This window comes from Raineyella fluvialis, from assembly GCF_009646095.1.
GTDB lineage: Bacteria > Actinomycetota > Actinomycetes > Propionibacteriales > Propionibacteriaceae > Raineyella > Raineyella fluvialis.
This window is the reverse complement of record NZ_CP045725.1, coordinates 488,185-506,183: the sequence shown is the minus strand read 5'-3', so window position 1 is coordinate 506,183 and position 17,999 is coordinate 488,185. Positions and strand designations below refer to the sequence as shown.

At 71.6% G+C, this 17,999-nt stretch carries 17 protein-coding genes and 1 pseudogene; 9 read left to right on the top strand and 9 right to left on the bottom strand.

The features are described 5' to 3' along the window. Position 1: 1 nt before the first annotated feature. Positions 2-1,396, bottom strand: coding sequence for a wax ester/triacylglycerol synthase domain-containing protein (locus tag Rai3103_RS02215; protein ID WP_194793233.1), 1,395 nt, complete (start codon positions 1,394-1,396; stop codon positions 2-4). 120 nt (positions 1,397-1,516) lie between these two features. Between Rai3103_RS02215 and Rai3103_RS17315 the strand changes: the two genes are divergently transcribed. The 3 genes from Rai3103_RS17315 to Rai3103_RS02205 are packed head-to-tail and all read left to right on the top strand — an operon-like array spanning position 1,517 to position 3,056. Then, entirely contained in the window at positions 1,517-1,747 is a 231-nt protein-coding gene (locus Rai3103_RS17315) for a hypothetical protein (RefSeq protein WP_228489098.1), read from the top strand. Next, on the top strand, positions 1,744-2,592 hold the full coding sequence (locus tag Rai3103_RS02210; protein WP_228489097.1) for a Rossmann-fold NAD(P)-binding domain-containing protein: 849 nt from the start codon (positions 1,744-1,746) through the stop codon (positions 2,590-2,592). Before Rai3103_RS17315 ends, Rai3103_RS02210 begins: the two co-directional genes overlap by 4 nt. Then, positions 2,589-3,056 (top strand): ACT domain-containing protein, encoded by a 468-nt coding sequence (locus Rai3103_RS02205; protein WP_153571217.1) that lies wholly within the window; start codon positions 2,589-2,591, stop codon positions 3,054-3,056. The genes Rai3103_RS02210 and Rai3103_RS02205 overlap by 4 nt, the downstream gene beginning before the upstream one ends. On the opposite strand, the gene Rai3103_RS02200 is transcribed toward Rai3103_RS02205, so the two are convergent. From Rai3103_RS02200 to Rai3103_RS17310, 3 genes and pseudogenes are all read right to left on the bottom strand, one after another. Beyond that, positions 3,053-4,198, bottom strand: a complete 1,146-nt coding sequence (locus Rai3103_RS02200; RefSeq protein ID WP_228489096.1) for a cytochrome P450 — start codon at positions 4,196-4,198, stop codon at positions 3,053-3,055. The genes Rai3103_RS02205 and Rai3103_RS02200 overlap by 4 nt on opposite strands. A gap of 32 nt (positions 4,199-4,230) precedes the next feature. Further along, positions 4,231-6,558, bottom strand: coding sequence for a cation-translocating P-type ATPase (locus tag Rai3103_RS02195; protein ID WP_228489095.1), 2,328 nt, complete (start codon positions 6,556-6,558; stop codon positions 4,231-4,233). Positions 6,559-6,881: 323 nt separating this feature from the next. Beyond that, positions 6,882-7,094, bottom strand: a pseudogene (locus Rai3103_RS17310) (cation-transporting P-type ATPase); the annotation flags it as partial. 56 nt (positions 7,095-7,150) lie between these two features. Here Rai3103_RS17310 and Rai3103_RS02190 point away from each other — a divergent pair. From Rai3103_RS02190 to Rai3103_RS02175, 4 genes are all read left to right on the top strand, one after another. Next, positions 7,151-7,801, top strand: a complete 651-nt coding sequence (locus tag Rai3103_RS02190; protein WP_153571216.1) for a class I SAM-dependent methyltransferase — start codon at positions 7,151-7,153, stop codon at positions 7,799-7,801. Next, positions 7,711-8,424, top strand: coding sequence for a THUMP-like domain-containing protein (locus Rai3103_RS02185; RefSeq protein WP_153571215.1), 714 nt, complete (start codon positions 7,711-7,713; stop codon positions 8,422-8,424). The genes Rai3103_RS02190 and Rai3103_RS02185 overlap by 91 nt, the downstream gene beginning before the upstream one ends. Positions 8,425-8,439: 15 nt before the next feature. Then, positions 8,440-9,027 (top strand): nitroreductase family protein, encoded by a 588-nt coding sequence (locus Rai3103_RS02180; protein WP_153571214.1) that lies wholly within the window; start codon positions 8,440-8,442, stop codon positions 9,025-9,027. A gap of 96 nt (positions 9,028-9,123) precedes the next feature. Continuing rightward, positions 9,124-10,377 (top strand): MFS transporter, encoded by a 1,254-nt coding sequence (locus tag Rai3103_RS02175; RefSeq protein WP_153571213.1) that lies wholly within the window; start codon positions 9,124-9,126, stop codon positions 10,375-10,377. Here Rai3103_RS02175 and Rai3103_RS02170 read toward each other — a convergent pair. Further along, positions 10,347-11,732, bottom strand: coding sequence for an HNH endonuclease signature motif containing protein (locus Rai3103_RS02170; RefSeq protein WP_153571212.1), 1,386 nt, complete (start codon positions 11,730-11,732; stop codon positions 10,347-10,349). The genes Rai3103_RS02175 and Rai3103_RS02170 overlap by 31 nt on opposite strands. A gap of 100 nt (positions 11,733-11,832) precedes the next feature. On the opposite strand from Rai3103_RS02170, the gene Rai3103_RS02165 reads away from it, so the two are divergent. Next, a complete protein-coding gene (locus tag Rai3103_RS02165; RefSeq protein ID WP_194793231.1) occupies positions 11,833-12,681 on the top strand; it encodes a 2-oxo acid dehydrogenase subunit E2 in 849 nt (282 codons plus the stop codon). Positions 12,682-12,796: 115 nt separating this feature from the next. Continuing rightward, complete coding sequence (locus Rai3103_RS02160; protein WP_153571210.1) at positions 12,797-13,696, top strand: polysaccharide deacetylase family protein; 900 nt, start codon at positions 12,797-12,799, stop codon at positions 13,694-13,696. Positions 13,697-13,761: 65 nt separating this feature from the next. Here Rai3103_RS02160 and Rai3103_RS02155 read toward each other — a convergent pair whose 3' ends face one another. The 4 genes from Rai3103_RS02155 to Rai3103_RS02140 form a co-directional block, all read right to left on the bottom strand. Then, positions 13,762-14,475: a class I SAM-dependent methyltransferase gene (locus Rai3103_RS02155; RefSeq protein ID WP_228489094.1), complete on the bottom strand. Its 714-nt coding sequence runs from the start codon at positions 14,473-14,475 to the stop codon at positions 13,762-13,764. A gap of 3 nt (positions 14,476-14,478) precedes the next feature. Then, a complete protein-coding gene (locus tag Rai3103_RS02150) occupies positions 14,479-14,901 on the bottom strand; it encodes a cupin domain-containing protein (RefSeq protein WP_153571209.1) in 423 nt (140 codons plus the stop codon). A gap of 75 nt (positions 14,902-14,976) precedes the next feature. Further along, positions 14,977-16,392, bottom strand: coding sequence for an oxidoreductase (locus Rai3103_RS02145; protein WP_153571208.1), 1,416 nt, complete (start codon positions 16,390-16,392; stop codon positions 14,977-14,979). Between the two features lie 135 nt (positions 16,393-16,527). Next, positions 16,528-17,883, bottom strand: coding sequence for an MFS transporter (locus Rai3103_RS02140; protein WP_153571207.1), 1,356 nt, complete (start codon positions 17,881-17,883; stop codon positions 16,528-16,530). Positions 17,884-17,999 lie beyond the last annotated feature (116 nt).

The window sequence follows — 17,999 nt, the reverse complement described above, 5'->3', positions numbered from 1 at the left end:
GTCAACGGTAGGGGATCGCGGGGCCAGCCGCCCCCTCCAGCAGCTCCTCGAGCGCGGCCTGCAGCCGGTCGCGCAGGACGTCGAGGTCCGGGCAGGCGACCGCGTCGGCCATGATCGAGGCCGTCAGCCGGCCAGCGTACGACACGCTCGCGAAGACCACGGTGATGTTGCCGGTGGCCACCGACAGCGGGATGATCTCGGTCACCGGGCAGCCGGCCATGGTGAGCGGGTCGCCCTGGATGCGCAGGGAGCTGGCGAAGGTGTGCAGGAAGCGTTGCCGCCGTGCCACCCACGCGAACAGTCCCAGTCCGGCCAACAGGCGGGTGGCGGGACCGAGCCAGGCGTTCACCGCGGTTCGTCGGCGGCTCTTGGCGGCTGCGGTCCGTTGCGCGACGAGGCGCAGCCGATCGTACGGGGCGCCCGTGGCCGGCAGGGTGATCGGGACCGTGCCCGACCGGTTGCCGGACCCCGAGTGGCCGTCGTGGGTCGGGAGGATAGGGGGCCGGCCGGAGACCAGGACACCGACCGAGAAGTCCTCGGCCCGCTCCCCGCGGGAGGCGAGCAGGTCGCCCAGCGCCACCACGATCGCGGTCAGCAGCAGGTCGTTCACGCTCGCTCCGGCGGCGTGGGCGGCAGCACGGGCGGCCTCGAGATCACAGCTCACCGCCGCCGAGCGCCGGTGTGGTCCGGTCGGACGGGTCAATGAGCTGGCCGCCACCAGGGGGCGTCGGGCCCGCAGCAGGCTGGCGAGTTCGCGCAGGCCGTCGTGCAGTGTGGCGGGCAGCGACCGCATCGACTGCAGCAGGCCTCGGACAGCGTCCGCGAGGAGCTGCCACCGGGAGGGGGCGGGACGTGGGAACGCGGGGAGCGCCGGGTCGACGGTGGGCGGTGGACCGTCGGTCAATCCGCGCAGCAGCGCCATCCCGGCGACGCCGTCGGCCATCACGTGGTGCGAGGCGAAGACCACGGCGGCCGACCGGCCCTCATCGAGGCCCGAGACGACGCGAGCCGCCCACAACGGGTGATCCGCGGGCATTGGGGTGGTCACGAGCTCATCGGCGACCGCGAGGGCCGCCTCCCGCCCACCCCTGGCCTCGACCACCCGGACGTGCCGGTCGAGTCGGAAGTCGGGGTCGTCGGCCCAGTAACTGCGCCCCTGCCAGAAGGCCGTCCGTACCAGGCGCTGGCGCATCCGCGGGACGCTCGGCAGGCGGGTATCGAGGGCCCGGACGACGTCCTGGGCGGAGAAGCCCGGCTCCGTCCGCAACATCACGACGAGCCCGACCTGCAAGGGGACGCTGCTGCCGGCATCCTCGGCGAGGGACACCAGGTCGTTGGCACTCAGCCTGGCGATCCTGGGGATCGCGAAGGCCGCGGATGCGGGACTGCGGGACACCGACCTCACCCCCTGCCCTGGCACCCCTGTGGGACCCATTGTCGGGCTCGTGGGTTGCGGACCGGGGCTGTTCGGCCCGACCGCAACACGTTCGACACCACCGGTCCGTAGGCTCGGGGCATGGATGTCGCGGTGATCGGGGCGACGGGTGCCGTCGGCCGACAGGTCTGCACCCAGCTGGTCGAGCGCCGGGCGCTGCCCACCACCGCCCGGCTGCAGCTGGTGGGCCGGCGTGGTGGCGGCTCCGAGGCGGCGACGCACGGCTACCGGGCCGACCTCATCGACGCCTACGACGAGATCGCCCCGCTCTTCGACGTCGCGCTGGCCCCGATGAGGTCGTCGCCGACGTGATCGTGGTCGCCTCGGGCGCCACGATCGGGACCAGGCCCGGGCAGCCGGTCGATCGGGCAGCGCTGGCCCAGGCCAACCACGCGATGTTCGCCGCGTACGCGGACGCGCTGGCGGAGCACGGCTCGGGCGACGAGGTCGTCATCGTGGTCACCAACCCCGTCGAACTCGGCGTCGCCACCATGGCCGCCCGGCTCGGCCGTCACCGGGTGATCGGGATGGGCGCCTGGCTCGACACGCTACGGTTCCGGCGCGAGATCGCCCACAGCCTGGGCGTACGACGCCAGCGGGTCGGCGGCTTTATCGCGGGTCAGCACGGTGACGATGCCGTTCCGCTGTGGTCGACGGTCCGCGTCCGGGGCCTGGTCGCGGGGGAGCGTCGGCGGACCGTGGCGTCCCTGCGTGCGGGGCGTGCCCTGGCCGGCTTCCCCGACGAGATCGCTGCTGCCCAGGCCCGGCTGCTGGCGGAGCGGGACACCGGCCGGGCCTTCGCGATGGTCGAGGGATGGCCTCCCGATCTGCGCACGGTCACCAGGCCGTGGCTGACGCACCAGTCGGGCGCCCGGACGGCCGTCGGCACCGCCAACGCCACTGTCGACCTGATCCGGGCGATCGCCGAGGGTCGCGAGATCGTGATGGCCGGACAGGTGGCGCTGGCCGGTGAGGCGCAGTTGGCGGGTGCGCCGGTGCATGGAGTGCTCGGCGTCCCGGTGGTGCTGGGACCGGAAGGCTGGACCGAGGTGCTGCTCGGCGAACTTCCGCCCGACGAGGACGCCCTGCTGGCGCGGTCGGCCCGGCGGATCGCTGCCACCGTCGAGCCGTACGTCACGGAAGGAACGCAAGCATGACCGACCCGTTCGCGCCGCGTCCCTGGGTGGCACTCGTCCAGTGCCTCGACCAGCCGGGGGCGCTGATGGCGCTGGCCTCGGTGTTCGCCGAGCGCGGGATCAACTTCACCTCGCTGGCGACCGGGGCGCTCGACGGTCGGCCGGGCGCGATCGCGCTGACCTTCGACGCGACGGCGCGACAGTGCCAGGTGTTGCGGCGGGCCGCCGAACGCCTCACCGTCGTCCAGTCCCTGGTGCTGCGCCCCTTCGACGACCCGGGTGCCCGGGCCGCCGGGGTGGTCCGGATGCCGTACGGCGTGGGCTTCCGGCCGCCGCCGGGGCTGGACGTCGTGTGGTCGGGAGACTCGGCGGCGGGCGAGCCGGTGCTGGTCGAGGGAACCCTGGCGGACGTGGCGGCGGTGGCCGCTGCCGCGCGGGAGGCCGGGGCGCTGACGATCGGGACGGTGGTTTCGGAGGTGCGCTAGGACAGCAGCACCGGCACGAAGCTCCAGCCACCGACGGGCGGCGTCTCCCGGACCGGGGAGTGCCCCGGTGCGTGGTCGATCCGGGTGGTCGCGATCAGCAGTTCGATGGTGATCACGGCGAGCTCCATCAGGGACAGTGCCCGACCGGGACAGGCGTGAGGGCCGGTGCCGAAGACCAGGTTGTGGGCGGCGTTGACCTGCGGCCGGAACGCCTCCGGGTCGGAGAACGCCCTCGGGTCCCGGTTCGCGGCGGTCCAGTTGAGCACCACGCGGTCGCTGGCGGGGATCGTACGGCCCCGGACCTCGACGTCGCGGGTGATGACGCGACGGTTGGCGACGAACGGATCGTCGATCCGCAGCATCTCCTCCACAGCCGTCGCGATCGCACCGCGGTCGCCGGCTCGGGCCGCCGCCCGCAGGTCCCCCTGCACCGTCGGATGACTGGCCAGGAAATGCACGACGACGCCGAAGGAGACAGCGATCGACCCCAGGTCGCCGGCGGTCCAGTTGCGGAGGATGGAGACGATCTCCTCCTCGTGCAGGGGGCGACCGGCGAGGCGTTCGGCCAGCAGTTCGGTGGTGACACCAGGGCCGGGAGTGTGGCGGGCATGGCTGAGGAGGGCGCGGATGATGGTGTCGAACCGCTCGGCCACCTGCGCGGTGAGTTCGTGGTCGCCCGACCGGGTCGCGGCGTGGTTGTCGGCCATCCACTGGATCAGGGTGTCCTCCAGTTGAGGTGGCCAGCCCAGCCAGGCGCTCTGGGCGCGGACGGCGTAGCGCGTGCCGAGCGCGACCGCGCGGAACGTCTCGTGCCGCGGGGTGGAGGCGATGACCTCGGCGGCGATCGCATGGCAGGCCGGGGCGAGGGCCTCGACCCGCTGCGGGGTCATGTAGCGCTCGACGATCGCACGGTACGTGGCGTGCTCCGCGCCGTCCAGCCCGTTGGGCAGGGTGAGGTGGTGGGAGACCTGGCTGGAGAACGTGGCCGGGTCGTGCGCCGCAGCCACGACATCGGCGTGCCGAAACAGGGTCCAGGTGCCGGCGCCGTCGTGAGCCACGGGACAGGCCTCGCGCATCCGGTCGTACGCCACCCGCTGGTCGCTGAGGACATCGCGGGAGGAGGGGTCCCAGTCTCGGCTCACACTGACCCTTTCATTGATTCGGCGCTCCCATGTTAAATGGGTTGGCGTGGACGCCGGTCCCGGGCCCGCAACACCACCTTGCGCACCTCGTTGAACCACAGCACCACCGACGACATCCCCGCGCACACCAGCCATTGCTCGGGTGTCATCGGGGTGGTGCTGAACGCGGCCTGCAGGAAAGGCACGTGCACGACCATCACCTGCAGCACCACGACCACCCCGATCGAGGCCCACAGCCACCGGTTGACGAACAGCCGGTGGAACGCCGACGTCGTCTCCGACCGGGAGCTCAGCGCGTTGAACAGTTGCGCCAGCACCAAGGTCGTGAAGGCGGCGGTCTGTGCCTCGGCGTAGCTGTGGTGGCCCTCGATGAGGCCGCCGGGGCGCCAGAGGTCGATCGTCAGGAGGGTCACCGCGCCCATCACCAGCCCGACCAGACCGATCCCGAGCCACATCCGTCGATCGATCACCCGCTCGCGCGGGTCTCGGGGTGGCAGAGCCATCACGTCGTCGATCTGCGGGTCGACCCCCATCGCCAGGGCGGGCGCGGAGTCGGTGACCAGGTTGATCCAGAGGATCTGGGTGGCCAGCAGCGGCAAGGCCATCTCTCCCGGCGTCTCCGCGTAGAGGCCGATCGGCCTGGCCAGGGCCACGCCGAGGAAGATGGTGAAGACCTCGCCCATGTTGGAGCTGAGCAGGTAGCGCAGAAACTTCTTGATGTTGGCGAAGATCACCCGGCCCTGTTCCACCGCCTCGACGATCGTGGCGAAGTTGTCGTCGGCAAGGATCATCCGGGCGGCGTCCTTGGTGACCTCGGTCCCGGCCCGGCCCATCGCGATGCCGATGTCGGCGGCTTTGAGGGCCGGTGCGTCGTTCACGCCGTCGCCGGTCATCGCCACGATCCGGCCGTCGGCGTGGAGCGCGTCGACGATCCGCAGTTTGTGCTCGGGCGCCACCCTTGCGTACACGGACACCTGACGGACCGCCTCCCGGAACTCGGGCTCCGAGAGCGCATCGAGCTGGGCGCCGCTGATCGCCGGCCCGTCCGGCTCGACGATGCCGAGATCGGCTCCGATCCGGGCCGCCGTGCTCGGGTGGTCGCCGGTGATCATGATCGTCCGGATCCCCGCCCGATGCGCCTGCCGGATGGCGGCCTCGGCCTCGGGTCGCGGGGGGTCGATGATCGCGACCAGGCCGACGTACGTCAGGCCTTGCTCGTCCGCCTCGTCGAGATGCTCGGCGGCGACGTCGGGGGCCGCCCTGAAGGCGACCGCGAGCGTCCGGTACGCCTGGGCCGACAGCGCCTCGACCTCGTCGAGGATGTGTCGTCGCGCGGCCTCGTCGAGCGGTCGGACGTCCTCCCCGACCAGCCGGCTGTCGCAGTGCTCGAGCAGGACGTCGGGGGCTCCCTTGGTCAGCAGCAGCCGGCGCTCCTGGTGGGAGTGGAGGGTGGACATCATCTTGCGTTCGGAGGTGAAGGGGACCTCGGCCAGCCGGTGATAGCCGTCGAGCGTGTCGGCGCCCTCCAGCTTGCGGGCCGCGACCAGGAACGCCGCCTCGGTGGGGTCGCCCTGGATGGTCCAGGTGCCGTCCCGTTCGGTGAGCTGGGCGTTGTTCGCCAGGGACCCCTGCCGCAGCAACGTACGCGCCTCATGCAGCAGGGCCGTGTCGGCGGCGTACGTGTCTGCGGCGGGCGTGCCGAACGGTCTGCCGTCGTGGCTGGCCTCTCCCTGCGGGTGGTAGCCGGTCCCGGACAGGTCGACGGTCCCCGAGGCGGTGACCAGCTTCTGGATGGTCATCTCGTTCTTCGTCAGGGTGCCGGTCTTGTCGGAGCAGATCACCGATGCCGAGCCCAGGGTCTCCACCGATGACAGCTGCTTGACCACCGCCCGGTGCCGGGCGAGCTGCTGGACGCCGATCGCCAGCACCACCGACAGGATCGCGGGCAGCCCCTCCGGGACGGCCGCGACCGCGAGCGAGACCCCGAGCAGCAGGACGTCGACGAGGGCGGCCGGGGAGCGAACGCCGTTGACGAGCACGATCGTGGCCATCACCACCAACGCGATGGCGATCACGATCCAGCCGAGGGTCCGCGAGACGTGGGCGATCTCCCGGTCGAGCGGGGTCTCGGTGTCCTGCGTCCGGTTGAGCATCCCGGCGACGGCGCCCATCTCGGTGTCCATGCCGGTGGCGACGACGACGGCTCTGCCGACGCCGCGGGCGACCGCGGTGCCCTTGAAGACCATGTTGGCCCGGTCGCCGAGCGGGACCGGGGCGGCGAGGACGGCGGCGTGCTTCTCGACGGCGTGCGATTCCCCGGTGAGGGAGGATTCCTGGACGTGCAGCGCGGCCGCGGACAACAGCCGTGCGTCGGCCCCGACCGCGTCCCCTCGGCGAGCAGCATGATGTCACCGGGGACGAGAGCGGCCGAGGGGATCGTCTCGTGTCGCCCGTCGCGCAGCACCGTGGACCGGGCCGCCGTCATCGTCCGCAACGCCGCGACGGCGTCGACGGCCTTGCGTTCCTGGATGTAGCCGATGGCCGCGTTGAGGATGAGGATGGTGACGATGACGAGGGCGTCGACCGGCAGCCCGTCGGCACCTTCGACCACCCAGGCGAGCAGGGAGATCCCCACCGCCACCAGCAGCAGGTAGACCAACGGGTCCTGGAACTGCCGCAGGAACCTGCGCCAGGCCGGCTCCGGTGCGCTGCCCTCGAGTTCGTTCGGCCCATACGTCGCCGCGCGCGTGGCCACCTCGGTGGCGGACAGGCCGTGCTCGGGGAGGACTCCCAGGGCGGCGGTCAGATCCTCGGCGGGCCGCAGCGTGGGATCGCCCAACCGCGGCGCGGACTCTCGTGCGGGACGGGCGGAGGCGGGGTGGGCATCCGTGGCCACCTCTTCAGTCTAGTAATCGGCGGGGGTTGCGGACGGGGCCGCAGCACAATGGACCGGTGGACGACATCGCGTGGCTGGGCACCTCGGAGGGACGTCAGGCGTTGGCGGAGGCGGATGGCCTGCCCGACACCGAGGCCCCGGGCACCGTCACCCGGATGCGGGACCGCTACGGCGAGCGGGCCGCGGCCGTGCTGACCCAGGTGGCGTTGCGGCGTGCCGCCCGGGTGAAGTTCGGTGCGCAGGCAGACCGCTGGTTCTACACGCGCTCGGGGCTCGAGCAGGCGACGCGGCCAGCCGTCGCCGCCCACCGGGCCGCGACCTATGCGGCGGCGGGGGCGGCGCGTGTGCTCGACCTGGGTTGCGGCATCGGGACGGACGCCTGGGCGTTCCTCGATGCCGGGCTCGACGTGGTGGCGGTGGAGATCGACCCGTTCACGGCCTCGGTCGCCGCTGCCAACCTCGCCCCCGCCGTGGCCTCCGGGCGGGCGCGCGTGGTGCAGGGCGACGCCACCCTGCTGCTCGACGAGCTGTGGTTACCGGGCGTATCCGTCTTCGCCGATCCGGCGCGCCGGACGGGAGCGGGTCGGACCTGGAATCCGTCGGACTTCACCCCGCCATGGGACTGGGCCCTCGGGCTGCTGGACCGGGCCGTCGGGGCGGGGGTGTCGGGTGTCTCAAACTCGGACCGGGTCTGCCGTACCGGCTGATCCCCGAGGACGTCGCGGCCGAATGGGTCAGTCACCGCGGCGATCTGGTCGAGGTGGCCCTGTGGGCCGGGCCGGCGACCCCGGAGGCTGCCCGGGCGCTGCCGGGCGCCGGATCGCGAAGCGCCACCCTGCTCGGGGGAGCAGAGTCCGGGCCCGCGCACCGACTGGTCGCCGACGATGCCACCCGGCCGTTGCGGATGCCGGGCGTTGGCACCGTGCTGTGGGAGCCGGACCCGGCCGTCATCCGCGCCGGAGCGGTCGACACTCTGGCGGGGCTGCTCGACGCCGGGCGGGTGGCGCCGGAAATCGCCTACCTGGTCAGTGACGGGGCAGGACCAACGCCGTACGCCACGGCCTTCCAGGTGCTCGAGGTGATGGCGGTGAAGGAGAAGGTGCTGCGTGCCTGGGTCCGGGACCGCCGGATCGGCCGACTGGAGATCAAGAAGCGGGGCATCGACATCGATCCGGCGACATTGCGACGTCGGCTGCGGCCCGAAGGTCCGGAGGCGGCCACGCTGCTGCTTACCCCGACGCCTGAGGGCGCCCGGGCCCTCGTGGTCGAGCGGCTTGCGGAAGGTTGCTACCCTCATCACGTCAATGATCACAATTTCAACGACTCTTGAGGCGGACAACACAGCATGAGCACGACACTCAACGAGCAGCGCAACGAGACCTCGGTGCCGATCCACGAGGCCCTCGCCCAGCGCTGGAGCCCCCGTGGTTACGACGCCGAGTACGTCGTCGCCGCTGAGGACCTGAAGGCCCTCGGCGAGGCGGCCCGCTGGGCGCCGTCCGCGAGCAACCTGCAGCCGACCCGGTTCATCGTCGCGGCGCGGGGGACCGAGACGTTCGAGGCCATCCTTGGCACCTTGATGGACTTCAACTCCGCCTGGACCCCTCGCGCCTCCCTCCTCATCGTGGCCGTGGCGGAACGTGAGCGTGACGGCAAGCGCCTGCGATGGGCCGAGTACGACCTCGGCCAGGCCGTCGCCCACCTCAGCATCGAGGCCACGTCCCGCGGCCTGCATGTGCGCCAGATGGGCGGCTTCCACGTGGACGCGCTGCGGGCAGCGTTCGACCTCGCGCCGGTACTGGAGCCGGTCAGCGTCGTGGCAGTCGGCAAGCTCGCCGAGGCCGATGACCTGCCTGACCTCATCCGTGAGCGCGACGCCGCTCCGCGGACCCGCCGGCCGCTCGAAGATCTCACGATCGTCCGAGACGCCTGACCGTACGGTGCGGCGGTCGACCAGTTCGACGACTAGCCTCCCCCTGTGAGTGAGAACACACGGGGAGGCCGTCCGTCGGCCCCAAGCCCCTCGCCCATGCGTACGCAGGTCGGACTCGTCGGCCCGGCCCTGGCCCTGGTGGCCGTGATCCTGGTGGCTGCGGCGCTGCGTCCGGGCGCGACGTCCGTCGGGCCGGTGATGGCCGAACTCCGCCAGCAGTTCGGCCTCGGAGGCGGCGTCGCGGGTATGCTCACCGCGCTTCCGGGCCTGACGTTCGGGGCGATCGGTGCGGCGGCGGTGGCCCTGTCACGTCGCATCGGCCTCACCGCGGGCGTCCTCACCGGTCTCGTTCTCATCACCGTCGGATTCCTGGCGCGGACTTTCACTGCCTCGGCCCTCACCTTCCTCCTCGCCACGCTGGTCGGCTTGTCCGGGATGGCGCTCGGCAACGTGCTGGTGCCCGCCTGGATCAAGAGGCACGGCGGCACGTACGTCACCCGGCTGATGACCGCCTACAGCGTCACCTTGTTGGTCGGGGCGGCAGCAGCTTCCATGTTGGCCTCGCCGATCGCGGCCATCGCTCCCGGCGGATGGCGTGCTGCCCTCGGCATGTGGGGGCTCGCCGCCGGCGTCGGCCTGGTGCCGTGGACCGTCCTGACGATCCGGGAGCGCCGGGACCGGGCCGACCGGGCCGGGGCGCCGATCCTGGCGCCGAGTGGATCACTGCTCCGCTCGCCCACGGCGGTGGCGCTGTCGCTGTTCTTCGGGATGCAGGCTCTCAACGCGTATGCCCAGTTCGGTTGGCTGCCGCAGATCTACCGCGACGCCGGGCTCTCGGCGACCGCCGCGGGTGGCTTGCTGGGACTGATTTCCCTGCTCGGGATTGTCGGGGGCTTCCTGATGCCGGTCTGGGTCGCCCGTGCGCGCGACCTCACCGTGGGGATCGTGGTCTTCGGCGTCCTCACCGCCGGAGGTTATGTCGGTCTGTGGCTGGCCCCCGCTGTCGTGCCGTGGCTGTGGGCGGGGCTGCTGGGTCTCGGCGGGTGGGCCTTCACGGCGGCCATCGCCATGATCACCGCCCGCACCCACAACCCGCACGTGACCGCGCGCGTCTCCGGCTTCATCCAGCCGGTCGGTTACGTGCTCGCGGGTCTCGGGCCGCTGCTCGTCGGCGTGCTCCACCAGGTGACCGGCGGGTGGGCGCAGGTCCTGGCCTTGTTGATCGGCACCGCCGTCGTGATGACGCTCGCCGGCCTCCGGCTTGCGCGACCGGCGTACGTGGACGACGAGATCCCCGGCGCCGCCCGGGGCGGGGCGGATCACGGCGGGCCTGGATCTCGCAACTCGTAGCGGGCGTTGCGCTGCGGCGTCCGGGCGAAGCCGCGAGCTTGCGGTGGCAGGAACTCGGGGATGCCGTCTGCCGCCATCCGCACCTCCCAGCGAGCCCCCGGAACCGACCGGGGATCCGGCTCAACCATGGCGTGATGGTGGCGGCACAGCAGTACCAGGTTGGGCAGCGCCGAGACACCGCCGCACGCCCAGGGGACGATGTGGTGGACCTCGCAGAACCGGGCCTGACGATCGCAAGCGGGGAAGGCGCAGCCGCGGTCGCGGAGGTGGACGGCCTGGCGCAGATCGCCCGACACCAGGCGCATCGTCCGGCCCACGTCGAGCAGTTGACTCGACCCGCCGAGGACGGCAGGAAGGATGTCCGCGTCGCACGCCAGCCGGCGCAGAGCCCCCGCCGAGACGGTCTCGCCGGAGTCGAGGAGTTCGGCGGTCCCCATCCTGCTGCGGAGCCGCGCCTCGTCGATCACGACGGTGATCCGCGGACGGTCCCCGCCCTGCACGGGTGCCGCAGCCTCCGCCGCGCACTGGTCGACCAGGCTCATCAGGGCATCGGCGCGCAACTGCGACGCGGTCGGGGCGGTGTAGGCAGGGTCGAGCGCCTCGATTTCCTGACTGCGATAGGCCTTCGACACGTACGCCTCGATCAGGGCGATGAACTCGTCCCCCTCGACGGTGGGCAACTTCGCTCGGAAGAAGGTGGCCCCCTGCCCGTCGCGGCTCCAGTCCAGCTTCCGCTTCTTGCGTGCCTCGGCCTCCTGCTGCTCCAGCAACTTCCGCAGCCACTCCTCCGCGACCTCGGGGGCGTGCACCTCCACCGCGTGATTCGCCAACTGACGCAACTGGTCAGGGTCGAAACGGGCGGCGTGCTCGACCACGTCCTGATCGATCGTCGAGGCGGTGACCGGGTCGAGATCGGGCGGCAGGACGGCCAGACCGGCCAGTATGCCGCGGGCCTGCTCAGGTGAGGCCTCGCCTGCTCCCAAGGCCTGGGCCACGGCGGGGTGAGCCGCCAGCTCGGCGGCCGTGCGGACGGTCTGATGAGCCTGGCGAGCCGTCCGCCGGTTCGCACTGCGTAGCCATGCCGGCGTGGACACACCGAGCAGTGCGAGCGTCGTCCCTCGGGTCTCCAGCTCCTGGACCACGACCAGTTCCGCAGCCGTCACCCGGGAGAGGAGGCCCTGGAGGGCCGTCGACGCGGCGAGCAGTTGCCGGTCGGTGAGGCACACCGTCCCGCGCTCGAGGAAGGTGGCGACCTCTCCCACGGCGCGCGCCAGCATCGACGGGGTGGAATCGGCCACACCGCTCGGATCCGGCCTGATCGACCCGATCGGCCCGATCGACCCGCTTCTCTTCATGGTTCCCACGCTAGGGAATCCCTCTGACAATCGAAGGGACTCCGCCGAGCACGGGACGGGCAGGCGCCGGCGATCGTACGCTCAGGCGCAGGAGGTTGCCATGGTCCTCTTTCGGCGTGCCGACGGCATCCGGGTGGACGACATCCCGCCGCTGCGGCGCGTGGTGCCGTTCCTGACGTCGACACGGATCGACTCGATGGTCTACTACCCGCAACGGGTCGACGTCGACCACTTGCTCGACTGGCTGGCCGACTACAACCAGGGTCGTCCCGCTGCCGAGCGGATCACCTTCTTCCATGTGTTCCTGACCGCGCTCGCCCGGACGTTCCACCTCCGCCCGGAACTCAACCGGTTCATCTCCGGGCGTCGGACCTACGTACACAAGGACATCAGCTTCTCGTTCGTGGTCAAGAAGGCGATGACTGACGAGGCGCCGGAGACCCAGGTGCAGGTGTCCTTCACGGGCCGGGAGACGGTGGTGGAGGTCCGGGATCGGATTAACGCCGAACTCGCGCGTGCCCGCGGCAAGGAAGCGAGCGGGAGCGATCGCCTCATCGATGTCTTCGCCGCGTGGCCGGGTCCGGCTCTGGCGGCGGTGGCGTGGTTCGCGTTCTTCCTCGACTTCCACAACCTGCTGCCGCGGTTCCTTCGCGAGGCGATTCCGCTGTATGCGAGCGCTTACCTCGTCAATCTCGGCTCCCTGGGTGCTGAGGCGCCGTTCCACCACCTCTACCAGCAGGGGACCGCCAGCGCTTTCGTCGCCATCGGGGCGATCCGCAAGGAGGCCATCGTCGACGACGCGGATCGGGTGGTCGTCCGCCGGTGCGTGAACATCGTCCACACCCTCGACGAGCGCGCAACGGAGGGGTTCTACGCGGTCCGCTCCGCCCAGTTGCTACAGGGGATGCTCGAGGTTCCGGAGCAACTCCTGGAGCCGTTGCGGGAGTGACGGGCGGTCCTTGGTCCGGATGGCACTCTCCAAGGGCTCTCTGACGCTCGGTACCGGATGATGTCACCATGACGTCCCGCGACCGCTCCCGCCCCGACGCCGCCGATCCTTCGGGATGTCCCGGCGGGCCGTGCTCGGCGGGGCGCTGGCCGTCGGAGCCGCTGCGGTGCTGGCAGCCTGCGCTGGGCCGACTGGCGGTTCGCCGGGGGCGACGAGCAGTGGGGCGGCTGCGGGGTCGGCCGCGTCCACTGCGGCGGCGACGACTCCGCCCAGTGCGCCCACGCCGTCACCGACCGCCGCCGCCCTGTCGCCGCAGCGTCTCACCGAGGTGGCCCAGCGCTACCAGGGTCGTACGCCGAAGGCCTGGGGCCTGGAGGTGGACGGCGTCGTCCTGCGGAGCACGAAGCCGGCCGTCGCGCTGACCTTCGACGCCTGCGGCGGCCCGGGTGGGGCCGGCGTCGACACCGACCTGATCGCACTGCTGCACTCCCAGCGGATCCCCGCCACTCTGTTCCTCAACTCGCGCTGGATCGAGGCCAATCGCGCCCTCGCCGAGCAACTCGCCGCCGACGATCTGTTCGAGATCGGCAACCACGGCACCCGCCACCTCCCGCTGTCGGTCAGCGGCCGGTCGGCGTACGGGATCAAGGGCACCACCAGTGTCCAGGAGGTCGTCGACGAGGTGGCCGGCAACCACGACGTGCTGGCGCGGCTGACCGGCAAGGAGCCCCGCTACTTCCGCCCCGGCACCGCCTACTACGACGACGTCGCCGTGAAAATCGTCCGTGACCTCGGCGAGATCCCGGTCAACTTCGACGTCAACGGGGACGCCGGCGCCACCTTCACCAAGGACCAGGTCATCCAGGCCGTCGGCACCGCCAAGCACGGGTCGATCATCATCAGTCACATGAACCAGCCCAAGGGCATGACCGCCGAGGGGTACGCCGTGGCACTGCCGAAGCTGGTCTCGGCCGGATACACCTTCGCGAAGCTCGACGACCTGATGCTCGCCTGACGACGCCTGTCGGGTCCGGCTCGCTCAGGCCCGGCGAGCCTCGAACTCGAGTCGTACGTAGTCGATCACCGGTTCGTCCATCGCCCGCGCGACGGCATCGACGTACGCGTCCCGGTCCGCCTCGGGCAGTCCGCGCAGGACCGCCCGAGGATGACCGTGGCCAGGTACGGCCGAAGGGTCTCCGCGTCCAGCACCAGTGGATCCGGTCGGAGCCGTACGTCGACGTCCACGAAGCCGGCCGCCACCAGGGCCGTCCGCGTCTCCTCGATGCCGGCGAAGTGGGTGGCGTCAGCGGGATCCGCCACGCCCTCGACGCGCCGGCGGGCCCGGTGGACGCGCTCGAGTTGCCCGGCGCCGCCTGCGTCCGCGACGAAGCGCCCGCCGTGCCGCAGCGCACGGGCCACCGAGGCGAAGACCGCCGGATGGTCGGGCAGCCAGTGCAAGGTGGCGACGCTCATCGCCGCATCCACCGGCTCCTCGAGAGCGAAACCGTCACGCAGGTCGGCCTCGCGGAGCCGCACCCGGTCCGCGTACGGTGCCAGCGTCTCGGCAGCGGCGGTCAGCATCCGCGGGGAGGCATCCAGGGCGATCACCCGGCAGCCCGGATGCTCGCTCAGCAGTACGGCGGCGTCGCGTCCAGTGCCGCAGCCCAGTTCGAGGACGGTCTCGCCGTCGACCGGGTGGAGCCGGTCGAGGACGCCGCGGCCCCAGCCGACGTGGGGGAGCGGCAGCGCCCCGTACGTGGCTGCGTCCCAGTCCCGTGGGGAGGTGGTGGCCATATGTCAGTCCACCAGGTCGGTCTCCTGGGGGTCCTCCCGGGCGTCCTCAGCGGTCTCGTGCCGGGTGCCGGGCCTGTGCTCCGGCGGCGCATAGAGCGAGTAGAGCTTGAGCGGCCCGTCGCCGACGTTGATGACGTTGTGGTAGCTGCCGGCCGGGATGAGGATCACCCAGTCCTCCTCGACCTCCTGGTCCAGGGTGAAGACGTCCTTGGCCGGGCCCATCACCACGCGGGCGCGGCCCTCCTCGATCCGGATGAACTGGTCGTGGTCGTCGTGGATCTCCCCACCGACCTCGCCGCCGGGCTCGATCGCCATCACGGTCATCTGCAGGAATGTGCCGGTCCACAAGGTGTCCCGGAAGTAGGTGTTGGCGAGGGTGGCGGCTTCGATGTCCACCACGTACGGGGCCGGTCCGGAGTCGGTCATGCCGTTGTCCTTCCTCGAGTTCAGCGTCCCTCTGAGCCTAGCCGGGGGCACCGACACCGGGAACGCCCCCAGCGCTCATCGCGGCCGCAGGTCGAGACGGACGCCGGTCTGCCGCTCCGACACCGCCCACAGATCGTCGATGGCCCGGTCCAGCCCGCGCCGGTCGACGCGCAGCCGGACGGCAGGTCCGCGGCTGCTCCACCGCGGGCCGTAGAACTCCCCGCCCGAGGCGTCGGGATCGGTGGCCGCGCGCAGCTGGGGCAGGGCACCGTCGGCGGCGGACATCCCGATCAGCCGAGCGAGGCCCGCCCATAACGGCCCCATCCGGCCCGCTCCACCGCCGCGGACGGCCGTGGGCTGCAGGTCGGTGTAGGCGAGTCCCGGGTGCGCCGCCAGGCTCTGCGCGCCCACCCCGGCCCGGCGGAACTCCCGATCCAGCCCGAGCGCGAAGTGGTAGTTGGCGCGTTTCGCCCGGGAGTACGCGGCCCACGGGTCATATCCCCGCTCGAGCAGCGGATCGGAGGGGTCGAGGCGGCCGCCTGCCTGCAGTCGGGCCATGCTCGTCGTCGTCACCACCCGCGCGGCCGGCGCGGCCAGCAGACCGGGGAGCAGGAGTGACGTCAGGGTCCAGTGGCCGAGGTGATCGACGCCGAACTGGGTCTCGTACCCATCGACGGTCCGCCCTTCGGCGGTGGCCATCACCCCGGCGTTGTTGAGGAGCAGGTCGATGACCGGATGGGCGGCGAGGATGGTCTGGGCGGCGTGGCGCACCGACGCCTGCGAACCGAGGTCGAGCGGCACGATCTCCAGTGAGGCGCCTGGCACGGCCGCCCGGATGGCGTCGGCCGCCGCCTCGGCCTTGGCGGTGTTGCGGACGGCCATCACCACCTGCGCGCCCTTCGCGGCGAGCGCGCGGGCCGACTCGAGGCCGAGCCCGCCGTTCGCGCCGGTGACGACCGCGACGCTCCCGGTCAGGTCGGGGATCGACGCGGCCGTGAACGTCCGCGCACGGCGGCGCCCGTCGCCGGCCGCCGCGGAGATCTCGGCGACCTGGCGACGCAACATCGCCCTGGTGAGCAGCGTCCCGGCGGGCCCCATCACCGTCCAGGCGATCCGCTGGCGCGTCGTCGGCCGGGGGTGGCGAGCCTCGAAGGTGACAGTCAGCCGGGTCCGGCCCTTCGCGGGGGCGGGCTCCACCGCCTCCAGTTCCATCCGCGTGGCGTACGTGACGCCGCCCGCCTCGGTGGTGATCACGGTCCGCACACAGGGCAGCGATTCGGTGACGGTCAGCTCATGGCTCTCCGTACGCCCCAGCATGGTCCGCGTCTCCCGCCAGCGGGTCCCCACGTCGTACGGGCCGTCCGTCAGGCGGACGATCTCGTGGACGCTGGTGAGGACCTCAGCGGCCCGGTCCAGATCGGTGAGCACGCGCCAGACGGCCTGCGGCGGGGCGTCGATCGTGCCGGTGACGCGGACGGCGTGGCCTGCCATGGGGCCTCCTCGGACGGGGCGTACGTGGCCGCCGCCAGCGTAGCGCCCAGGACCGACGCCAGGGCCGACGGCACCGTGAGATGCCGCCGGCCCTGGCCGAGGAGACTGCTGAGCAGCGGTCCGCGCCGCGGGGGCTCAGTCCACCAGGTTCGCCTCGATAAAGCGCTCCGCGTGGGTCTGCTTGTGCCGCGTCTCCCGCGACAGCAGCACCGCGATGCCGCTGATCACGTAGAAGACCGACATGTAGAGCGCCAGGTTCTGCGTCTGGCCGGGGTGGCGGACAAACTGGTCGGCGATCAGCGGGGCGAGGCCACCACCGATGAGCGAGCCGAACTGGTAGGTCAGCGAGACGCCGGTGTAGCGGGCGTTGGCGTCGAACTTCTCGCCGAGGAAGGCGCCGATCGGGCCGTACATGGAGGCCTGCAGGATCGGGTTGCCGACGATGAAGGCGAGGGCGATCAGCACCGGCTGGTTCGTGTTGAACAGGGCGAACATCCCCCACAGGCCCACCGCGGACAGGATCGCCCCACCGATCATCACCGGGCGACGGCCGAGGCGGTCCGACAGCCACGCCGAGGCCGGGATGGCGAACACGTGCAACGCGTTGGAGAGCGTGAGCATCATCAGCGCGTCCTGCCGGGAGACGGCGTGGCCGGCGACGACGTACGGCACTGCCCAGACGGCCAGCAGGCCCTGAAGGAAGAGCGGGGCGCCGACGGCCAGCGTGCCGAGGACGACCTCCTTGCGGTACTTCGTCCACATCTCGACGATCGGGACGTTGGTGTGCACCTCGCCGCGGCGACGGGCCTCCTCGAACTCCGGCGACTCGTGGATCTGCGAGCGCAGGTAGAGGCCGACCAGCACGACGACGAAGGACAGCAGGAACGGGATGCGCCAGGAGGCCCACCAGGCGTCCGTGACGATGAAGTCATGGCGGCCGGAGAAGAGCGCGAGCACCAGGGTGGCGAGCACCGCGCCCATCGGGGCACCGGCGACGGCGAGCGAGGCGCCGAGACCCTTCGATCCCTGCTTCGAGTGCTCCATCGACATCAGCGTGGCGCCGGCCCATTCACCGCCGACAGCGATGCCCTGGATGACCCGCAGGACCACGAGGATGATCGGCGCCGCCGCCCCGATCATCGCCGAGCCCGGCATCAGGCCGATGGAGATCGAGACCAGGCCCATCACCAGCAGGGTGATGAAGAGCATCCGCTTGCGGCCGAACTTGTCGCCGTAGTGCCCGAAGAGCAGACCGCCCAGCGGACGCGCCGCGTAGCCGGTGAAGAGGATGACGTACGACAGCGTGGTGCCGAGCGCCGGATCGAGGTTCGCGAAGAACAGCTTGGGGAAGACGAGGCCGGCGGCCGCGCCGTAGAGCAGGAAGTCGTAGTACTCAACGGCCGAGCCGATGAAGCTCGACGCACGGGCGCGGAAGGACTGGCCGGACGAACCGGTGGCGCCGGTCGTCGTCGACGGGATGGCGGTGGACATGAGTGGCTCCTCAGGATCTCCGTGGCCCGGGTTTCTGGGCCGGGCCACGGGGGTGGACTGCGTTGTCGTCTGGGGGGTCGGGTGGGGGGTGTCAGGCGGTAGGTGTGTCAGGCGGT

Bases quoted from the DNA above. Each gene is read 5' to 3' on its own strand.
- Rai3103_RS17315 (WP_228489098.1), top strand. From the start codon at position 1,517: ATGGATGTCGCGGTGATCGGGGCGACGGGTGCCGTCGGCCGACAGGTC.
- Rai3103_RS02205 (WP_153571217.1), top strand. From the start codon at position 2,589: ATGACCGACCCGTTCGCGCCGCGTCCCTGGGTGGCACTCGTCCAGTGC.
- Rai3103_RS02185 (WP_153571215.1), top strand. From the start codon at position 7,711: ATGGGACTGGGCCCTCGGGCTGCTGGACCGGGCCGTCGGGGCGGGGGT.
- Rai3103_RS02180 (WP_153571214.1), top strand. From the start codon at position 8,440: ATGAGCACGACACTCAACGAGCAGCGCAACGAGACCTCGGTGCCGATC.
- Rai3103_RS02175 (WP_153571213.1), top strand. From the start codon at position 9,124: ATGCGTACGCAGGTCGGACTCGTCGGCCCGGCCCTGGCCCTGGTGGCC.
- Rai3103_RS02170 (WP_153571212.1), bottom strand. From the start codon at position 11,732: ATGAAGAGAAGCGGGTCGATCGGGCCGATCGGGTCGATCAGGCCGGAT.
- Rai3103_RS02165 (WP_194793231.1), top strand. From the start codon at position 11,833: ATGGTCCTCTTTCGGCGTGCCGACGGCATCCGGGTGGACGACATCCCG.
- Rai3103_RS02160 (WP_153571210.1), top strand. From the start codon at position 12,797: ATGTCCCGGCGGGCCGTGCTCGGCGGGGCGCTGGCCGTCGGAGCCGCT.
- Rai3103_RS02155 (WP_228489094.1), bottom strand. From the start codon at position 14,475: ATGGCCACCACCTCCCCACGGGACTGGGACGCAGCCACGTACGGGGCG.
- Rai3103_RS02150 (WP_153571209.1), bottom strand. From the start codon at position 14,901: ATGACCGACTCCGGACCGGCCCCGTACGTGGTGGACATCGAAGCCGCC.
- Rai3103_RS02145 (WP_153571208.1), bottom strand. From the start codon at position 16,392: ATGGCAGGCCACGCCGTCCGCGTCACCGGCACGATCGACGCCCCGCCG.
- Rai3103_RS02140 (WP_153571207.1), bottom strand. From the start codon at position 17,883: ATGTCCACCGCCATCCCGTCGACGACGACCGGCGCCACCGGTTCGTCC.